General features: G+C 70.5%; 14 protein-coding genes. 8 read left to right on the forward strand and 6 right to left on the reverse strand.

The features are described 5' to 3' along the window. Positions 1-117: 117 nt before the first annotated feature. Positions 118-879, forward strand: coding sequence for a MerR family transcriptional regulator (locus IO33_RS0115590; protein WP_031165023.1), 762 nt, complete (start codon positions 118-120; stop codon positions 877-879). A 28-nt stretch (positions 880-907) separates the two neighbouring features. On the opposite strand, the gene IO33_RS0115595 is transcribed toward IO33_RS0115590, so the two are convergent. Further along, complete coding sequence (locus tag IO33_RS0115595; protein WP_031165025.1) at positions 908-1,273, reverse strand: YbjQ family protein; 366 nt, start codon at positions 1,271-1,273, stop codon at positions 908-910. Positions 1,274-1,424: 151 nt separating this feature from the next. On the opposite strand from IO33_RS0115595, the gene IO33_RS0115600 reads away from it, so the two are divergent. Further along, positions 1,425-2,333, forward strand: coding sequence for a DedA family protein (locus IO33_RS0115600; RefSeq protein ID WP_425347965.1), 909 nt, complete (start codon positions 1,425-1,427; stop codon positions 2,331-2,333). 3 nt (positions 2,334-2,336) lie between these two features. On the opposite strand, the gene IO33_RS0115605 is transcribed toward IO33_RS0115600, so the two are convergent. Next, entirely contained in the window at positions 2,337-3,992 is a 1,656-nt protein-coding gene (locus tag IO33_RS0115605) for a threonine/serine exporter family protein (protein WP_031165029.1), read from the reverse strand. Between the two features lie 130 nt (positions 3,993-4,122). Further along, entirely contained in the window at positions 4,123-4,614 is a 492-nt protein-coding gene (locus tag IO33_RS0115610) for an inorganic diphosphatase (RefSeq protein ID WP_030342671.1), read from the reverse strand. 79 nt (positions 4,615-4,693) lie between these two features. On the opposite strand from IO33_RS0115610, the gene dacB reads away from it, so the two are divergent. The 6 genes from dacB to folE all read left to right on the forward strand — a co-directional run bounded on the left by dacB (position 4,694) and on the right by folE (position 12,509). Continuing rightward, entirely contained in the window at positions 4,694-6,313 is a 1,620-nt protein-coding gene (gene dacB, locus IO33_RS0115615) for a D-alanyl-D-alanine carboxypeptidase/D-alanyl-D-alanine endopeptidase (protein WP_078963658.1), read from the forward strand. Between the two features lie 142 nt (positions 6,314-6,455). Then, a complete protein-coding gene (locus IO33_RS0115620) occupies positions 6,456-7,589 on the forward strand; it encodes a zinc-dependent metalloprotease (protein ID WP_031165034.1) in 1,134 nt (377 codons plus the stop codon). Positions 7,590-7,780: 191 nt separating this feature from the next. Further along, positions 7,781-8,839 carry a tRNA lysidine(34) synthetase TilS gene (gene tilS / locus IO33_RS0115625; RefSeq protein ID WP_031165036.1) on the forward strand — a complete coding sequence of 353 codons (1,059 nt, stop codon included), beginning with the start codon at positions 7,781-7,783 and terminating at the stop codon, positions 8,837-8,839. A gap of 115 nt (positions 8,840-8,954) precedes the next feature. Beyond that, a complete protein-coding gene (gene hpt / locus IO33_RS0115630; RefSeq protein WP_031165039.1) occupies positions 8,955-9,515 on the forward strand; it encodes a hypoxanthine phosphoribosyltransferase in 561 nt (186 codons plus the stop codon). A gap of 217 nt (positions 9,516-9,732) precedes the next feature. Next, positions 9,733-11,772, forward strand: a complete 2,040-nt coding sequence (gene ftsH / locus IO33_RS0115635) for an ATP-dependent zinc metalloprotease FtsH (RefSeq protein WP_031165041.1) — start codon at positions 9,733-9,735, stop codon at positions 11,770-11,772. Between the two features lie 131 nt (positions 11,773-11,903). Further along, on the forward strand, positions 11,904-12,509 hold the full coding sequence (gene folE, locus IO33_RS0115640; RefSeq protein WP_031165043.1) for a GTP cyclohydrolase I FolE: 606 nt from the start codon (positions 11,904-11,906) through the stop codon (positions 12,507-12,509). Positions 12,510-12,557: 48 nt separating this feature from the next. On the opposite strand, the gene IO33_RS0115645 is transcribed toward folE, so the two are convergent. From IO33_RS0115645 to folB, 3 genes are all read right to left on the reverse strand, one after another. Next, complete coding sequence (locus tag IO33_RS0115645) at positions 12,558-13,046, reverse strand: DUF3180 domain-containing protein (protein WP_031165046.1); 489 nt, start codon at positions 13,044-13,046, stop codon at positions 12,558-12,560. A gap of 72 nt (positions 13,047-13,118) precedes the next feature. Further along, a complete protein-coding gene (gene folK / locus IO33_RS0115650) occupies positions 13,119-13,730 on the reverse strand; it encodes a 2-amino-4-hydroxy-6-hydroxymethyldihydropteridine diphosphokinase (RefSeq protein WP_031165048.1) in 612 nt (203 codons plus the stop codon). Further along, positions 13,727-14,086: a dihydroneopterin aldolase gene (folB, locus tag IO33_RS0115655; RefSeq protein WP_031165050.1), complete on the reverse strand. Its 360-nt coding sequence runs from the start codon at positions 14,084-14,086 to the stop codon at positions 13,727-13,729. Before folB ends, folK begins: the two co-directional genes overlap by 4 nt. Between the last annotated feature and the right edge of the window lie 246 nt (positions 14,087-14,332).

A 14,332-nucleotide genomic window follows, 5' to 3' on the forward strand; every position in this document is an offset into this window, starting at 1 on the left:
GCGCATAACCTCCCGAACATCCTGAGCGTCCCGCGCGGAAACCGGCTTGCACCTCACGTGGCGTGAGGCCTCAGCGTGGACGGCGTACCGACCACAAGGACGACAAGGAGCGGAAGAGTGAGCTACTCCGTGGGACAGGTCGCGGGGTTCGCCGGCGTCACGGTGCGCACCCTGCACCACTACGACGAGATCGGTCTGCTCGTACCCAGCGAGCGCACGTACGCCGGCCACCGGCGCTACAACGACGCCGACCTCGACCGGCTCCAGCAGATCCTGTTCTACCGGGAGCTCGGCTTCCCGCTCGAGGAGGTCGCGGCCCTGCTCGACGACCCGGACGTGGACCCGCGCGCACACCTGCGCCGCCAGCACGAACTGCTGACCGCCCGGATCGAGAAGCTGCAGAAGATGGCCGCGGCCGTGGAGCACGCCATGGAGGCACGCACGATGGGCATCAACCTGACGCCGCAGGAGCGGTTCGAGGTCTTCGGGGACAAGGACCCCGAGCAGTACCGCGAGGAGGCGGAGGCGCGCTGGGGTGACACCGAGGCGTACGCCGAGTCGCAGCGCCGCGCCGCCGCCTACGGCAAGGAGGACTGGAAGCGCATCAAGGCCGAGGTCGACGACTGGGGCGTGCGGTACGCGGCCCTGGTCGCCGCCGGCGAGCGGCCGGCCGGTCAGGCGGCCATGGAGCTGGCCGAGGAACACCGGCAGCACATCAGCAGGTGGTACTTCGAGGTCCCCTACGAGATGCACCGGTGCTTCGGGGAGATGTACGTCTCCGACGAGCGCTTCAAGGCGTTCTACGACTCCATGCACCCCGGGCTCGCCGAGCACCTGCGTGCGGCGATCCTCGCCAACGCCGACCGGCACACCTCCTGACCGGTCCCGGCCCGGGCGTGCAGGGGGGTCACTCCCGGGCCAGGACCACCGCCGTGCCGTAGGCGCACACCTCGGTGCCGACGTCCGCGGCCTCGGTCACGTCGAACCGGAACGCCAGCACCGCGTCGGCACCACGCGCGCGTGCCTGTTCCACGAGGCGTTCCATGGCCTGGTTGCGGGTCTGCACGAGCGTCTTGGTGAGCCCCTTCAGCTCGCCGCCGATCATCGACTTCAGCCCGGCGCCGATCTGACTGCCGAGATGCCGGGAGCGGACCGTGAGTCCGAACACCTCGCCCAGCACCGTCTGCACCCGGTACCCGGGCACGTCGTTCGTCGTCACGACCAGCACGTCCGGCTGGGGCCCCTGGCCGCCGCCGTAGTCATCGAGTCCCATGCGTCACAGCTTTCTCTCAGTCATCCCACAGCGCATCCCGGAGACACCGGTGGAACCTGGGGCGGTCCCCTCACGTTGATAGCTTTGTGCGGCACCCCACCGAAGACCAGCCGCCGTAGCCGCCTTGACCCCCCTGGAGCCCGGACCCGTGATGACACTCGCCCTCGGCCCGAGCTGGCTCGATCCCAACTACCTGCTCGGCACCTACAGCATCTGGGGCCTGCTGCTCATCGTCTTCGCCGAGTCCGGACTGCTCATCGGCTTCTTCCTGCCGGGTGACTCGCTCCTGTTCACCTGCGGCCTGCTGATCACGTCGGACCAGCTGCACTTCCCGCTGTGGGGTGCGATCGCCCTGATCTGCCTCGCCGCGATACTCGGCGACCAGGCGGGCTACATGTTCGGCAAGAAGGTCGGCCCGTCCCTGTTCAACCGCCCCGACTCGCGCCTGTTCAAGCAGGAGAACGTCACCAAGGCGCACGAGTTCTTCGAGAAGTACGGCCCGAAGTCCCTGGTCCTGGCCCGCTTCGTGCCCATCGTGCGCACGTTCACGCCGATCATCGCCGGCGTCAGCGGCATGAAGTACCGCTCGTTCCTGGTCTTCAACGTCATCGGCGGCGTGCTGTGGGGCGCCGGCGTCACCCTGCTCGGCTCCTGGCTCGGCAACAACGACGTCGTCAAGAACAACATCGAGGCGATCCTGATCCTGATCGTCCTCGTCTCCGTGATCCCGGTCGCGATCGAGCTGCTGCGCGCCCGTGGCAAGCAGAAGAAGGCCCCGCGGCCGGCACCGGAGGCGTCCCGCCCGGCTCCCCCGGTCATGGACACCGAGACCACCCAGCTGCGCCGCATCGAGCCGGACCAGCCGTACGGCGGCCCCTACGAGCAGCCGTACCAGCAGCCCCAGCAGCAGGAACAGCAGTACTGGAACCAGGGCGGCTACGACGACCCGTACCACGGCCGGCAGCAGTACCCCCAGCAGCAGCCCTACGCCCAGCCCCAGCAGTACGACCCGAACGCGTACCCGTACGACTACGGCCAGGGCGACCACCGCGCCCGGTGACCCTCAGAAACCCCTGGTCCTCTTGGCGGCCCGCCGCTTCCCGGCGGAGCCGATCCTGAGGAACAGCCGGAAGATCTCCGACCCCAGATTGACCCCGATGGCGATGGCGATCGCCAGCGACGCCGCGTTCGCCAGCGACACCAGCCCCTTGTTCACCTCGTTCTGCGCCATGTTCAGCAGACCGAAGTAGGTGGCCGAACCCGGCAGCAGCGGCCCGATCGCCGCCGTCGTGTACGGCAGGGCGGAGGCGAACCGGTACCGCGACAGCAGCTGCCCGAACAGCCCGACCAGTCCCGCCGCGACGGCCGTGGACGCCACCGGCGAGATGTCGGCGACGTAGTGCATCGCGCCGTACACCGACCATGCCACGCCCCCGTTGAGCGTCACCCACAGCACGGTCGAACGTTCCTGCTGGAGCAGCACCGCGAACGTCAGCGACAGCAGCATGGACGCCGCGATCTGCACCAGCGGCCGTTCGTTGATGACGAGCGCCGCGTCCGGGTTCAGCTTGCCGCCGACCTTCACGCCGAAGTACAGGACGATCAGCACGCCGGTGACGATGCCGACGAAGAAGTACATGACCTCCAGCAGGCGCGCCGAAGCGGTGATGTAGAAGCCCGTCAGGCCGTCCTGCACGCCCGCCACCAGCGCCCGTCCGGGCAGCAGCGCGAACAGTCCACCGGTGACGACGGCGGACGCCTTCACGTCGACGTGCGCCAGCGCGAACGCCACCCCGATCGACGCGGGCGGCATCGCGGCCACCGTGAACTGGTAGAACTCCGGCAGCCCGCGGCCCGCGCACAGCCAGGCCAGGCGGTCGCCGAGCATCGCGCCGACGGCCGCGGCGACGAACACGATCAGGTCACCGCCGACCAGGACGGAGGCCGCACCGGCGAGCAGACCGCTGGCCAGGGTCAGCGCCCAGCCCGGGTAGGGGTGCCGGTTGCGGCGGATCTCCGCCAGCCGCCGGTAGGCCTCCTCCAGCGAGACATGCGTCTCGGGGTCCGTCAGGTCGTCGACCAGCCGGAACACGGCCGCGAGCCGCGTGTAGTCGGTGCCCCGCCGCCGCACCGTCCGCGAGGCCGTCACCGGATCCTCCACCAGCGACGGCTGGTGCGAGATCGACAGCAGGGTGAAGGTGACGTTCGGCTCGCAGCGGTCCAGCCCGTAGGAGCGGCACACCGCGAACATCGCGGCCTCCACGTCCTCCGCGCCCTCGCCGCCGGCCAGCAGCAGCTCCCCGATACGCAGGGTCAGGTCGAGCACGCGCGGGACGGCCGGGCCGACCTCGTCCTCCCGCTGCACCTGCTCCGGCGCGGGCCGCTCGGCCACCGGCATGCGCAGCATCGTGCGCATCCGGTCCTGCCAGGGGGCGTCCTTGACCAGGCTGACCAGCGGCACCCCGGTGGCCGGCGTGAACGCCGTCGGGGCTTCCTTGGCGCTGTAGGTGCGCGGCGTGCTGAACGCCGACCCCTCCGGCTCGGCACTCGGCGACTGCGGCGTCTGCAGCCCCTGCGGCACCGCGAACTCGGAAGTCGTCTCCGGCTCACCGACCGTCCTCGGGACGTCCAGACCCACGGGAATGGCGAACTCGGACGTGATCTCCGGGTCGTACCGCGCCTCGTCCGACCGGGGCTTGCGGTCCTCCGCCTCCGTCACCTCGCACCGCTCCCTGCACAACACATTCCGTACGGCTCAGTATGCGCACAGGTACCCGGACGGGCCCTGCGCGCACATGAACGCGGAACGGGCCGCACGCACGCGTACGGCCCGTTCCGACGAGCGGGGCTCAGTGGCCGCCCTGCTCCTTGAAGCGCTTGTACGACCGCTCGATCTCCACCTCGGCGTCCGTACGGCCCACCCAGTTGGCGCCCTCGACCGACTTGCCGGGCTCCAGGTCCTTGTACACCTCGAAGAAGTGCTGGATCTCCAGGCGGTCGAACTCCGACACGTGGTGGATGTCGCGCAGGTGCTCCACTCGCGGGTCGGTGGCCGGGACGCACAGCAGCTTGTCGTCGCCGCCCGCCTCGTCCGTCATGCGGAACATGCCGATCGCGCGGCAGCGGATGAGGCAGCCCGGGAAGGTCGGCTCGTCCAGGATGACCAGCGCGTCCAGCGGGTCGCCGTCCTCGCCGAGGGTGTTCTCGACGAAGCCGTAGTCGGTCGGGTAGGCGGTCGAGGTGAAGAGGCGACGGTCCAGGCGGATCCGACCGGTCTCGTGGTCCACCTCGTACTTGTTGCGCGAACCCTTCGGGATCTCGATCGTGACGTCGAACTCCACCGGTGGCTCCTCCATGATCAGCACATAGTTCTGGTGGTTAAGTGTCCCTCACGCAGGTGTGTGATCGCGAAAGGGGCTGGTGGTCGTGCCAGAGCTGAGGCCTTGGCGGGCTGCGAGACCGCAGGTCGAGCGGATCGCGGACGCCGTACGACCGCGTCTGGCACGGGCCGCGACGGCCGCGAAGCCGCGGATCGCACGGTTGACGCGGGCCCTGCGGCCCCGGTCCCCGCGCCCGCCCCGTCGGCAGGCGGCCAGGACCTGGCAGTACACCGCGGGCGCCGCCACCGCCGGCCTCGCGCTCGCCGCCGGTGTGGTCACCGCGGCGGGCCCCTGGGACGCCAACGGTCAGCGTACGGCGGAGCGGGACCGGGCGACCGCCCTGGAGCGGCCAGGTGGCACAGATCACGATGGCTCCGCCGCGGCGGGATCCGGTACGGCGGCGGGGGCCCGGCCCGCGCCGAGCGCCGCGCCCGTCCTGGCGGGCCTGGACGCGCGTACGGCCGCCGTGGACACCAGGACGGCCCCGCCGGCCGGAAAGGCCCTCTCGGACGCCCTGGGGCGCCTCCTGGGCGCCTCCGCGCTGGGCGGCGACCACGCGGCCGCCGTCGTCGATGTGGCCACCGGCAAGCGCCTGTACGGCACCGAGGCCGGCAAGGGCTTCACCCCCGCGTCGACCACGAAGATCGCCACCGCCGTCGCCGCCCTGTCCGCCCTGGGCCCCGACCACCGCCTCACCACCCGTGCCGCGCTCGAACCCGACACCGGCGAACTCGTCCTGGTCGGCGGCGGCGACCCCACCCTCACCGCCCACGGGAAGGCCGGGGGCGGCGACTGGGCCGACCTGCGCACGCTGGCGGCGGACACCGTGCAGGCGCTCCACAAGCGCGGCGTCCACAAGGTCACGCTCTCCTACGACACGACCCTCTACTCCGGCCCCGCCCTGCACGCCATCGGCGTGAACGACAACCTCGCGCCCGTCAGCGCCCTGACCGTCGACGAGGGCCGCGTCAACGACTCCGTCAGCGGTCCGGCGCACCGCGTGGCCGACCCGGCGAAGGACGCGGCCGGCAAGTTCGCGGCCTTCCTCAAGGACGCCGGCATCGCCACCACGGCCCCCGGCCCCTCCAAGGCGAGCACGCGCGCGGAGACCCTCGCCGCGGTCTCCTCCCCGCCGCTGTCCGCCCTGGTCGAGCGCATGCTGACCAACAGCGACAACGACATCGCCGAGGCCCTGGCCCGCCAGACGGCCCTGGCCAGCGGCGAACCCGGCAGCTTCGACGGCGGTGCCAGGGCGATCTCCGCGCGGCTGACCAAGCTGGGCCTGCCGATGTCCGGCGCCGCCTTCCACGACGGCAGCGGCCTCAGCCGCGACGACCGGCTCACCGCCGACCTCCTCACCGCCCTGCTGGTCACGGCCGGCGACCCCGGCCGCCCCGGCCTGCGCCCCGTCCTCACCGGCCTGCCCGTGGCCGGCTTCACCGGCACCCTCACCCACCGCTACACCGACGGCGCCGCCGGCGTCATCCGTGCCAAGACCGGCACCCTGACCGGCGTCAACACCCTGGCGGGCACGGTCGTGGACGCCGACGGCCGCCTCCTGGCCTTCGCCTTCCTGGCTTCCGGCACCACCGACCCGCTGCAGGCCCAGGCGGCGCTGGACACGACGGCGACGGCACTGGCGGGATGCGGTTGCCGGTAGGCGGACCCGCCGCCGAAGCCCACGGCCGCACCGCACCGCACCGCACCGCGCGGTGCGGCGCCGCACCGCCGTACCGCCGTGGGCTGTCGTTCCGCCCGTCACCGCCTGCCCCGACGGGGAACGGTCCCGTACGGTTGTCGACATGACTGGCTTCGGTGGCACCGCATCTCCCGGGATGGTCGACTGGAACCTCGCGGTGGCAACCGCGACACGGCTCGTACGACCGGGTCCGGACGTCAGTCGCGACGAGGCCCGTGCCGTCGTCGCGGAGCTGCGCAGGCACGCCAAAGCCTCGGAGGGACACGTCCGGGGCTTCACCCGTATGGGCACCGAGGAGACCCACGACACCCCCGTCCTCGTGGTCGACCGCCCCGGCTGGGTCCGCGCCAACGTCGCCGGCTTCCGCGAGATCCTCAAGCCGCTCCTGGAGAAGATGCAGGAACGCCGCTCCGGCAACCCCGGCAGCGCGGTCCTCGGCGCCGTCGGCGGCAAGGTCACCGGCGTCGAACTCGGCATGCTGCTGTCGTTCCTGTCCTCCCGCGTCCTCGGCCAGTACGAGACCTTCGCCCCCGCCACCCGCGAGCTGCCCGCGGGCGAGAACGGCGGGGGCCGCCTCCTCCTCGTCGCCCCCAACATCGTCCACGTCGAGCGCGAACTGGACGTCGACCCGCACGACTTCCGCCTGTGGGTCTGCCTGCACGAGGAGACCCACCGCACCCAGTTCACGGCCGTGCCCTGGCTGCGCGACCACCTGGAGGGCGAAATCCAGTCGTTCTTGGCGGAGACCGACGTCGACCCCATGACCTTCCTGGAACGGATCAGGGAAGCCGCGCAGTCCCTCGCCGGTGGCCGCCCCGAGGGCGAGGAGGAGGACGGCGGACGGTCCTTCGTGGAGCTGGTGCAGACCCCCGCCCAGCGCGAGATCCTCGGCCGCCTCACCGCCGTGATGTCCCTGTTGGAAGGGCACGCCGACTACGTCATGGACGGCGTCGGGCCCAGCGTCGTAGCGACCGTCTCGGAGATTCGCGAGAAGTTCCAGCAGCGCCGCGCCAAGGGCGCCTCCCGCCTGGACCTCGCCCTGCGCAAGCTGCTGGGTCTGGATGCCAAACTCAGGCAGTACCGGGACGGCGAACGGTTCGTGCGGGCCGTCGTCGAACAGGTCGGCGTGGACGGCTTCAACCGCGTGTGGACCTCGCCGAACACCCTCCCCACCAAGGCGGAGATCGCCAAACCGGCGGACTGGGTCGCGCGGGTGCACCGCAAGGCCGAGTCGTGAGCGGCATGGACACGTCGTGAGTGGAATCCGGCCGACGGCAGGCGAACGCCCCTCCAATCACCCGTCCGAGGGACCGTGAGCCATGCGTAGGCGTGCAATGCTCGGGGAACGTCCCGCTTCTGTCACCATTTACACACTCTGAGTGACCGGCTCGGGCTCACCCCCCGAAAACTTCATGAAGGGAACCGGACATGGGTCCCCATCCTGCGGTCGCGGCGATACGCCTGGCGGTCCGCCGCGTCCTCCACGACATCCTCAACCACCACCACAGCTTCGCCGGGCACGGCGCCCGGCAGGCCGTCGGCGCGCGCCCGGACCGCACAGCCGAGCGGCTCCCCTCCCCGCTCGTGCTCGTCGCATGCTCCGGCGGTGCCGACTCCATGGCGCTCGCCTCGGCCCTCGCTTTCGAAGCGCCCAAGCTCGGCATCCGCGCCGGCGGCGTCACCGTCGACCACGGCCTCCAGCCCGGCTCCGACCTCCGCGCCGACGAGGTCGTCCTGCGCCTGCGCGAACTCGGCCTCGCCCCGGTCGAGTCCGTCGCCGTGACCGTGGGCCGCGACGGCGGACCGGAAGCCGCCGCCCGGGACGCCCGCTACGCCGCCCTCGACGCCGTCGCCGAACGCCACGGCGCCGCCGCGGTCCTGCTCGGCCACACCCGCGACGACCAGGCCGAAACCGTCCTGCTGGGCCTCGCCCGCGGTTCCGGCATCCGCTCCCTGTCCGGCATGGCGGCGGTCTCGGGGGCCGCCGGCCGTTACCGGCGCCCCTTCCTGGAGCTCGACCGGCAGACCGCCCGCAAGGCCTGCATGGTCCAGTCCCTCCCCGTCTGGGACGATCCTCACAACGCCGACCCCGCCTACACCCGCTCCCGGCTCCGGCACGAGGGCCTGCCCGCCCTGGAGAAGGCCCTCGGCAAAGGGGTCGTGGAGGCGCTCGCCCGCACCGCCCAGCTCTCCCGCGACGACGCCGACGCCCTCGACACCTGGGCCAGCCAGGCGGAGGCCTCCGTACGGGACGCAGCGGGCCTGCTGGAGTGCGCCAAGCTCTACGCCCTCCCGCCCGCCGTGCGCCGCCGCATCCTGCGCCGCGCCGCCATCGAGGCCGGCGCACCGGCCGGTTCGCTGTTCGCCCGCCACATCGAGGAAGTCGACCGCCTGATCACCGGCTGGCGCGGCCAGGGAGCCATCAATCTCCCGGGCAAAGTCGTCGCCCAGCGGCAGGGTGGCAGACTGGTGATTCGGCAAGGCTGAATCCCGGTCCCGCGGAGCGACCCTCCGGCGACCGGTCCGGGCAGCCGGTGGCCGTGCACACGGCCCGAGCCGGAGGCCGTGGCCTACGGCCGTAACTGCGGGACGACCGAAAGTGATGCGGGTGGACGCGAAAGACATGGGTGCCGACCTCCAGCAGGTGCTCATCACCAAGGAAGAGATCGACGCGAAGCTGGCCGAGCTGGCCGCGAAGATCGACGCGGAGTACGCGGGCAAGGACCTGCTCATCGTCGGCGTCCTCAAGGGCGCCGTGATGGTCATGGCCGACCTCGCCCGGGCGCTGTCCACCCCCGTCACCATGGACTGGATGGCCGTGTCCTCTTACGGCGCGGGCACCCAGTCCTCCGGTGTCGTGCGGATCCTCAAGGACCTCGACACCGACATCAAGGGCAAGCACGTCCTGATCGTCGAGGACATCATCGACTCCGGCCTGACCCTGTCCTGGCTGATCAACAACCTCGGCTCCCGCGAGCCCGCGTCCCTGAAGGTGTGCACCCTGCTGCGCAAGCCGGACGCCGCGAAGGTCGCCATCGACGTCGAGTGGGTCGGCTTCGACATCCCGAACGAGTTCGTCGTCGGCTACGGCCTCGACTACGCCGAGAAGTACCGCAACCTGCCGTTCGTCGGTACGCTCGCGCCCCACGTCTACGGCGGCTGAGCCGGACCGGGTCGTGGGCTGAGCCACTCGGCTCAAGCTTGTAGGACGATCGGGAACCCCGGCGGGTTCCGCGCCGTTGAAGCATGCAGAGACGGGTTTCCCAGCCGTCGGAAGCGACTTCGTGCGGCTTCGGACCACCACGCTGGGGTACCGTCAGAAGAACTGTCTTATCAAACTCACTATGGCAGGAGGGACGGGGCGGCACCGCTCCGTATGGATGGACGTGAAGCGATACTTCCGTGGGCCGGTCATGTGGATCGTGCTGGCCGTCCTTGCCGTGGTCGTGTTGATGCAGGTCGTCGGCTCGTCCGGCGGCTACAAGACGGTGGACACCGGCCAGGTCGTTGCGGCGATCAATGACAACAGGGTCCAGTCGGCCAAACTGACCACAGGCGACGAGCAGACCATCAAGGTCACCCTCAAAGACGGCCAGAAGGTCGACGGCAGCTCGAAGATCCAGGCGAGCTACATCGGCGACCAGGGCGTGACCATCGCCAGCCAGCTCCAGACCAAGTACGAGCAGAAGCGGATCCCGGACGGCTACACGGTCTCGCCGTCCAAGCAGAACCCGTTCGTCGGCGTCCTGCTCTCCCTGCTGCCCTTCGTCCTGATCGTGGTCGTCTTCCTGTTTCTGATGAACCAGATGCAGGGCGGCGGCTCCCGGGTGATGAACTTCGGCAAGTCGAAGGCCAAGCTCATCACCAAGGACACCCCGAAGACGACCTTCGCCGACGTCGCCGGTTGTGACGAGGCCGTCGAGGAGCTCCACGAGATCAAGGAGTTCCTGCAGGAGCCGGCCAAGTTCCAGGCCGTCGGCGCCAAGATCCCCAAGGGTGTGCTGCTCTACGGCCGCCCGGGTACCGGTAAGACGCTGCTCGCCCGTGCCGTGGCCGGCGAAGCGGGCGTCCCCTTCTACTCGATCTCCGGTTCCGACTTCGTCGAGATGTTCGTCGGTGTCGGTGCCTCCCGGGTCCGTGACCTGTTCGAGCAGGCCAAGGCCAACGCCCCGGCGATCGTCTTCGTCGACGAGATCGACGCGGTCGGCCGTCACCGCGGCGCCGGCCTCGGCGGTGGTCACGACGAGCGCGAGCAGACCCTGAACCAGCTGCTGGTCGAGATGGACGGCTTCGACGTCAAGGGCGGCGTGATCCTCATCGCCGCCACGAACCGCCCCGACATCCTCGACCCGGCGCTGCTGCGTCCCGGCCGCTTCGACCGCCAGATCGCGGTCGACCCGCCGGACCTGCAGGGCCGCCTGGAGATCCTCAAGGTCCACCAGAAGGGCAAGCCGGTCGCCCCCGACGTCGACCTGGCCGCCGTCGCCCGCCGCACCCCCGGTATGACGGGTGCCGACCTGGCGAACGTCCTCAACGAGGCGGCGCTGCTGACCGCCCGCGGCGACCAGAAGCTGATCGACAACAGGGCGCTGGACGAGGCGATCGACCGTGTGGTCGCGGGCCCGCAGAAGCGGACCCGGATCATGTCGGACAAGGAGAAGAAGATCACCGCGTACCACGAGGGCGGTCACGCCCTGGTCGCGGCGGCCTCCCCGAACTCCGACCCGGTCCACAAGATCACGATCCTGTCCCGCGGCCGCGCCCTCGGCTACACGATGGTGCTGCCCGACGAGGACAAGTACTCGACCACCCGCAACGAGATGCTCGACCAGCTCGGCTACATGCTGGGCGGCCGCGCCGCCGAGGAACTGGTCTTCCACGACCCGACCACCGGTGCCGCGAACGACATCGAGAAGGCCACCAACCTGGCCCGTGCGATGGTCACGCAGTACGGCATGACCGAGCGGCTCGGCGCCATCAAGTTCGGCGGCGACAACAGCGAGCCCTTCCTCGGCCGTGAGATGGCTCACCAGCGTGACTACTCGGAAGAGGTCGCCGCGCTGGTGGACGAAGAGGTCAAGAAGCTCATCGAGAACGCGCACAACGAGGCCTGGGAGATCCTGGTCGAGAACCGCGACGTGCTCGACCAGCTCGTCCTTCACCTGCTGGAGAAGGAGACCCTGGGCAAGGAGGAGATCGCCGAGATCTTCGCCCCCATCGTCAAGCGCCCGCCGCGGCCCGCCTGGACCGGCTCCTCCCGCCGCACCCCGTCCACCCGCCCGCCGGTGCTCTCCCCCAAGGAGCTGGCACTGACCAACGGCGCGAACGGCGCGACGGCCGCGATCAGCACGGTCAAGTCCACCGCCACGGAGTCGGCTCCGGTCACGGACCAGGCTCCGGAGGACCGCCCGGAGAGCTGACCGCGTTTCGGCCAACCGGCCTGGAATGAACGCCGCGCCTGCCAGGTTTAGCCTGGTGGGCGCGGCGTTCGTATGTCCGCAGACAGACGCGTGGCCGCCGCCATGCGTGAAGCACAGGAACGAGGAACCAGATGACCGACCCGGTGACGCTGGACGGCGAGGGCCAGATCGGCGAGTTCGACGAGAAGCGCGCCCAGAACGCCGTACGGGAACTGCTGATCGCGGTCGGCGAGGACCCGGACCGGGAGGGCCTGCGGGAGACGCCGGCGCGGGTGGCGCGTGCGTACAGGGAGATCTTCGCGGGTCTGTGGCAGAAGCCCGACGACGTGCTGACGACGACGTTCGACCTGGGGCACGACGAGATGGTGCTCGTGAAGGACATCGAGGTGTACAGCACCTGCGAGCACCATCTGGTCCCGTTCCGGGGTGTCGCCCACGTCGGCTACATCCCGTCCGTCACCGGGAAGATCACCGGCCTGTCCAAGCTGGCCCGGCTGGTGGACGTCTACGCCCGGCGGCCGCAGGTGCAGGAACGACTCACCACCCAGATCGCGGACTCCCTGATGGAGATCCTGGAGCCGCGGGGCGTCATCGTGGTCGTGGAGTGCGAGCACATGTGCATGTCCATGCGCGGCATCCGCAAGCCGGGGGCGAAGACCATAACGTCCGCCGTGCGCGGTCAGCTGCGGGATGCGGCGACGCGGAACGAGGCCATGAGCCTGATCATGGCGCACTGAACCTGCTCTGAACCGGCGCTCTGAACCGGTGCTTCGGGAAACCGGCGGTCAGGCCGCCGGTTCCGCTCCCGGGTGGTTCTGGTCCTCGTCCTCCGGGAGTTTGCACACCCGCTCCAGGAACAGGGCCGCCGCTATGACCGCGATGCCCGCGAGGACCGAGAAGCCGGCGTAGAAGGCCTGGTCGCGGCGGGCCGGGATGTCCAGCAGCTCCAGCAGGAAGACGCCCGTGCCGCCGTACATACCGGCGACGAGGGCGGCGACCAGCGCGCTGGCCTGGCCGAAGACGACCGCGCGGGCGGCCATCAGCGGGTCGACGCCCTTCGCGCCGGGGCGGCGCTCGCGCTGGGCCTTGAACCGGGCGCGCAGCGAGAGCGCCGTGGCGAGCAGCACCACCGCGATCAGGGCCAGGACGATGGGGGCGGCCAGGGGGACGCTGGGGAGGGTCCCGATCGAGTTCCAGAGGCGGGCGCCCGCCCAGGACAGGACGCCGGCCACGACGAACACGCCCGCCAGCACCCTGATGCGCAGCTCTCTCACGGTGTCCCTTCAGCTCCCCCGGACCGGCCCGGACGGCGGCCGCTCATGACCTTGTCGTCTTGACCTTAACGACTACTCGGGCAGTCGGAGTTCCAGGTCCTCGCGGGGTTCGACTCCTGTGCGGGTGATGGCCGAGAGCAGATCGGCCACGGTGCCGTGGCCGGGGAGCTGGGCCTGCGGGTCCACGTCGTGCCAGGGCGCGAGCACGAACGCGCGCTCATGGGCGCGCGGGTGGGGCAGGGTGAGGTGCGGGTCGTCGGAGGTGACGCCGGCGTAGGCGACGATGTCGACGTCCAGGGTGCGGGGGCCCCAGTGCTCGTCACGGACGCGTTTGTACGCCTCCTCGATGGCGTGCGCCCGCTCCAGGAGGGAGGCCGGGGGCAGGGTGGTCTTGAGGAGCACGACCGCGTTGAAGTACGACGGCTGGCTGCCGGGCTCGACGCCCCAGGGCTCGGTCTCGTACACCGGGGAGACGCCCTTCACCCGGACGCCAGGGGTGTCCTCGAGCGCGTCGACGGCGCCCTGCAGGGTCTCCAGGCGGTTGCCGAGGTTGGCGCCGATGGAGATGACGGCCCACTTCGGGTTCTGCAGGGTGGTGTCGGCGGCGTCGACCTGCTCGACGACCGAGGCGGGTACCGGCTGGACGGTCGGGTCGCTGTGACCCTGGAGGAAAGGTCGGGTCATACTCGGCTCCGGGTGATGGTGACGGTCACGTCGTCGAAGGGAACGGTGATCGGCGCGTCCGGCTTGTGGAGGCAGACCTCGACCTCCTGGACCCCTTCGTGCTTCAGGCAGGTCTGGGCGATCCGCTCGGCGAGGGTCTCGATGAGGTTCACCGGCTCGCCCTCGACCACGGCCACGACTTCCTCGGCCACGATGCCGTAGTGCACGGTCTTCGCCAGGTCGTCGTCGGCCGCCGCCGGCCGGGTGTCCAGCCCCAGGACGAGGTCGACGATGAAGGTCTGGCCCTCCTCGCGTTCCTTGGGGAACACCCCGTGGTGCCCGCGGGCCTTGAGGCCGCGCAGCGCGACACGATCCACGCGAATCACTCCTGCAATCGTCGGGAAGGACCGGTCCGTACCGCGTGCGGGCGGCACACCGGCCTCAGACGAATCTACCTGCGGGCACTGACAAACCCGGGTTGCGGGGCGCGGGCGCGGGCCCGGGACCACGAGGGTTCACCTCGTGTTTCCCCGGGGAAACACGGCCCCGTCATGGGCTGGTAGCGGCTCCTACCCCGGGGTAGGTGATTCCAACCACTTCTTGCTCCTGCGGAGACGGGTACC

The organism is Streptomyces durhamensis (assembly GCF_000725475.1).
Classification (GTDB): Bacteria; Actinomycetota; Actinomycetes; order Streptomycetales; family Streptomycetaceae; genus Streptomyces; species Streptomyces filipinensis.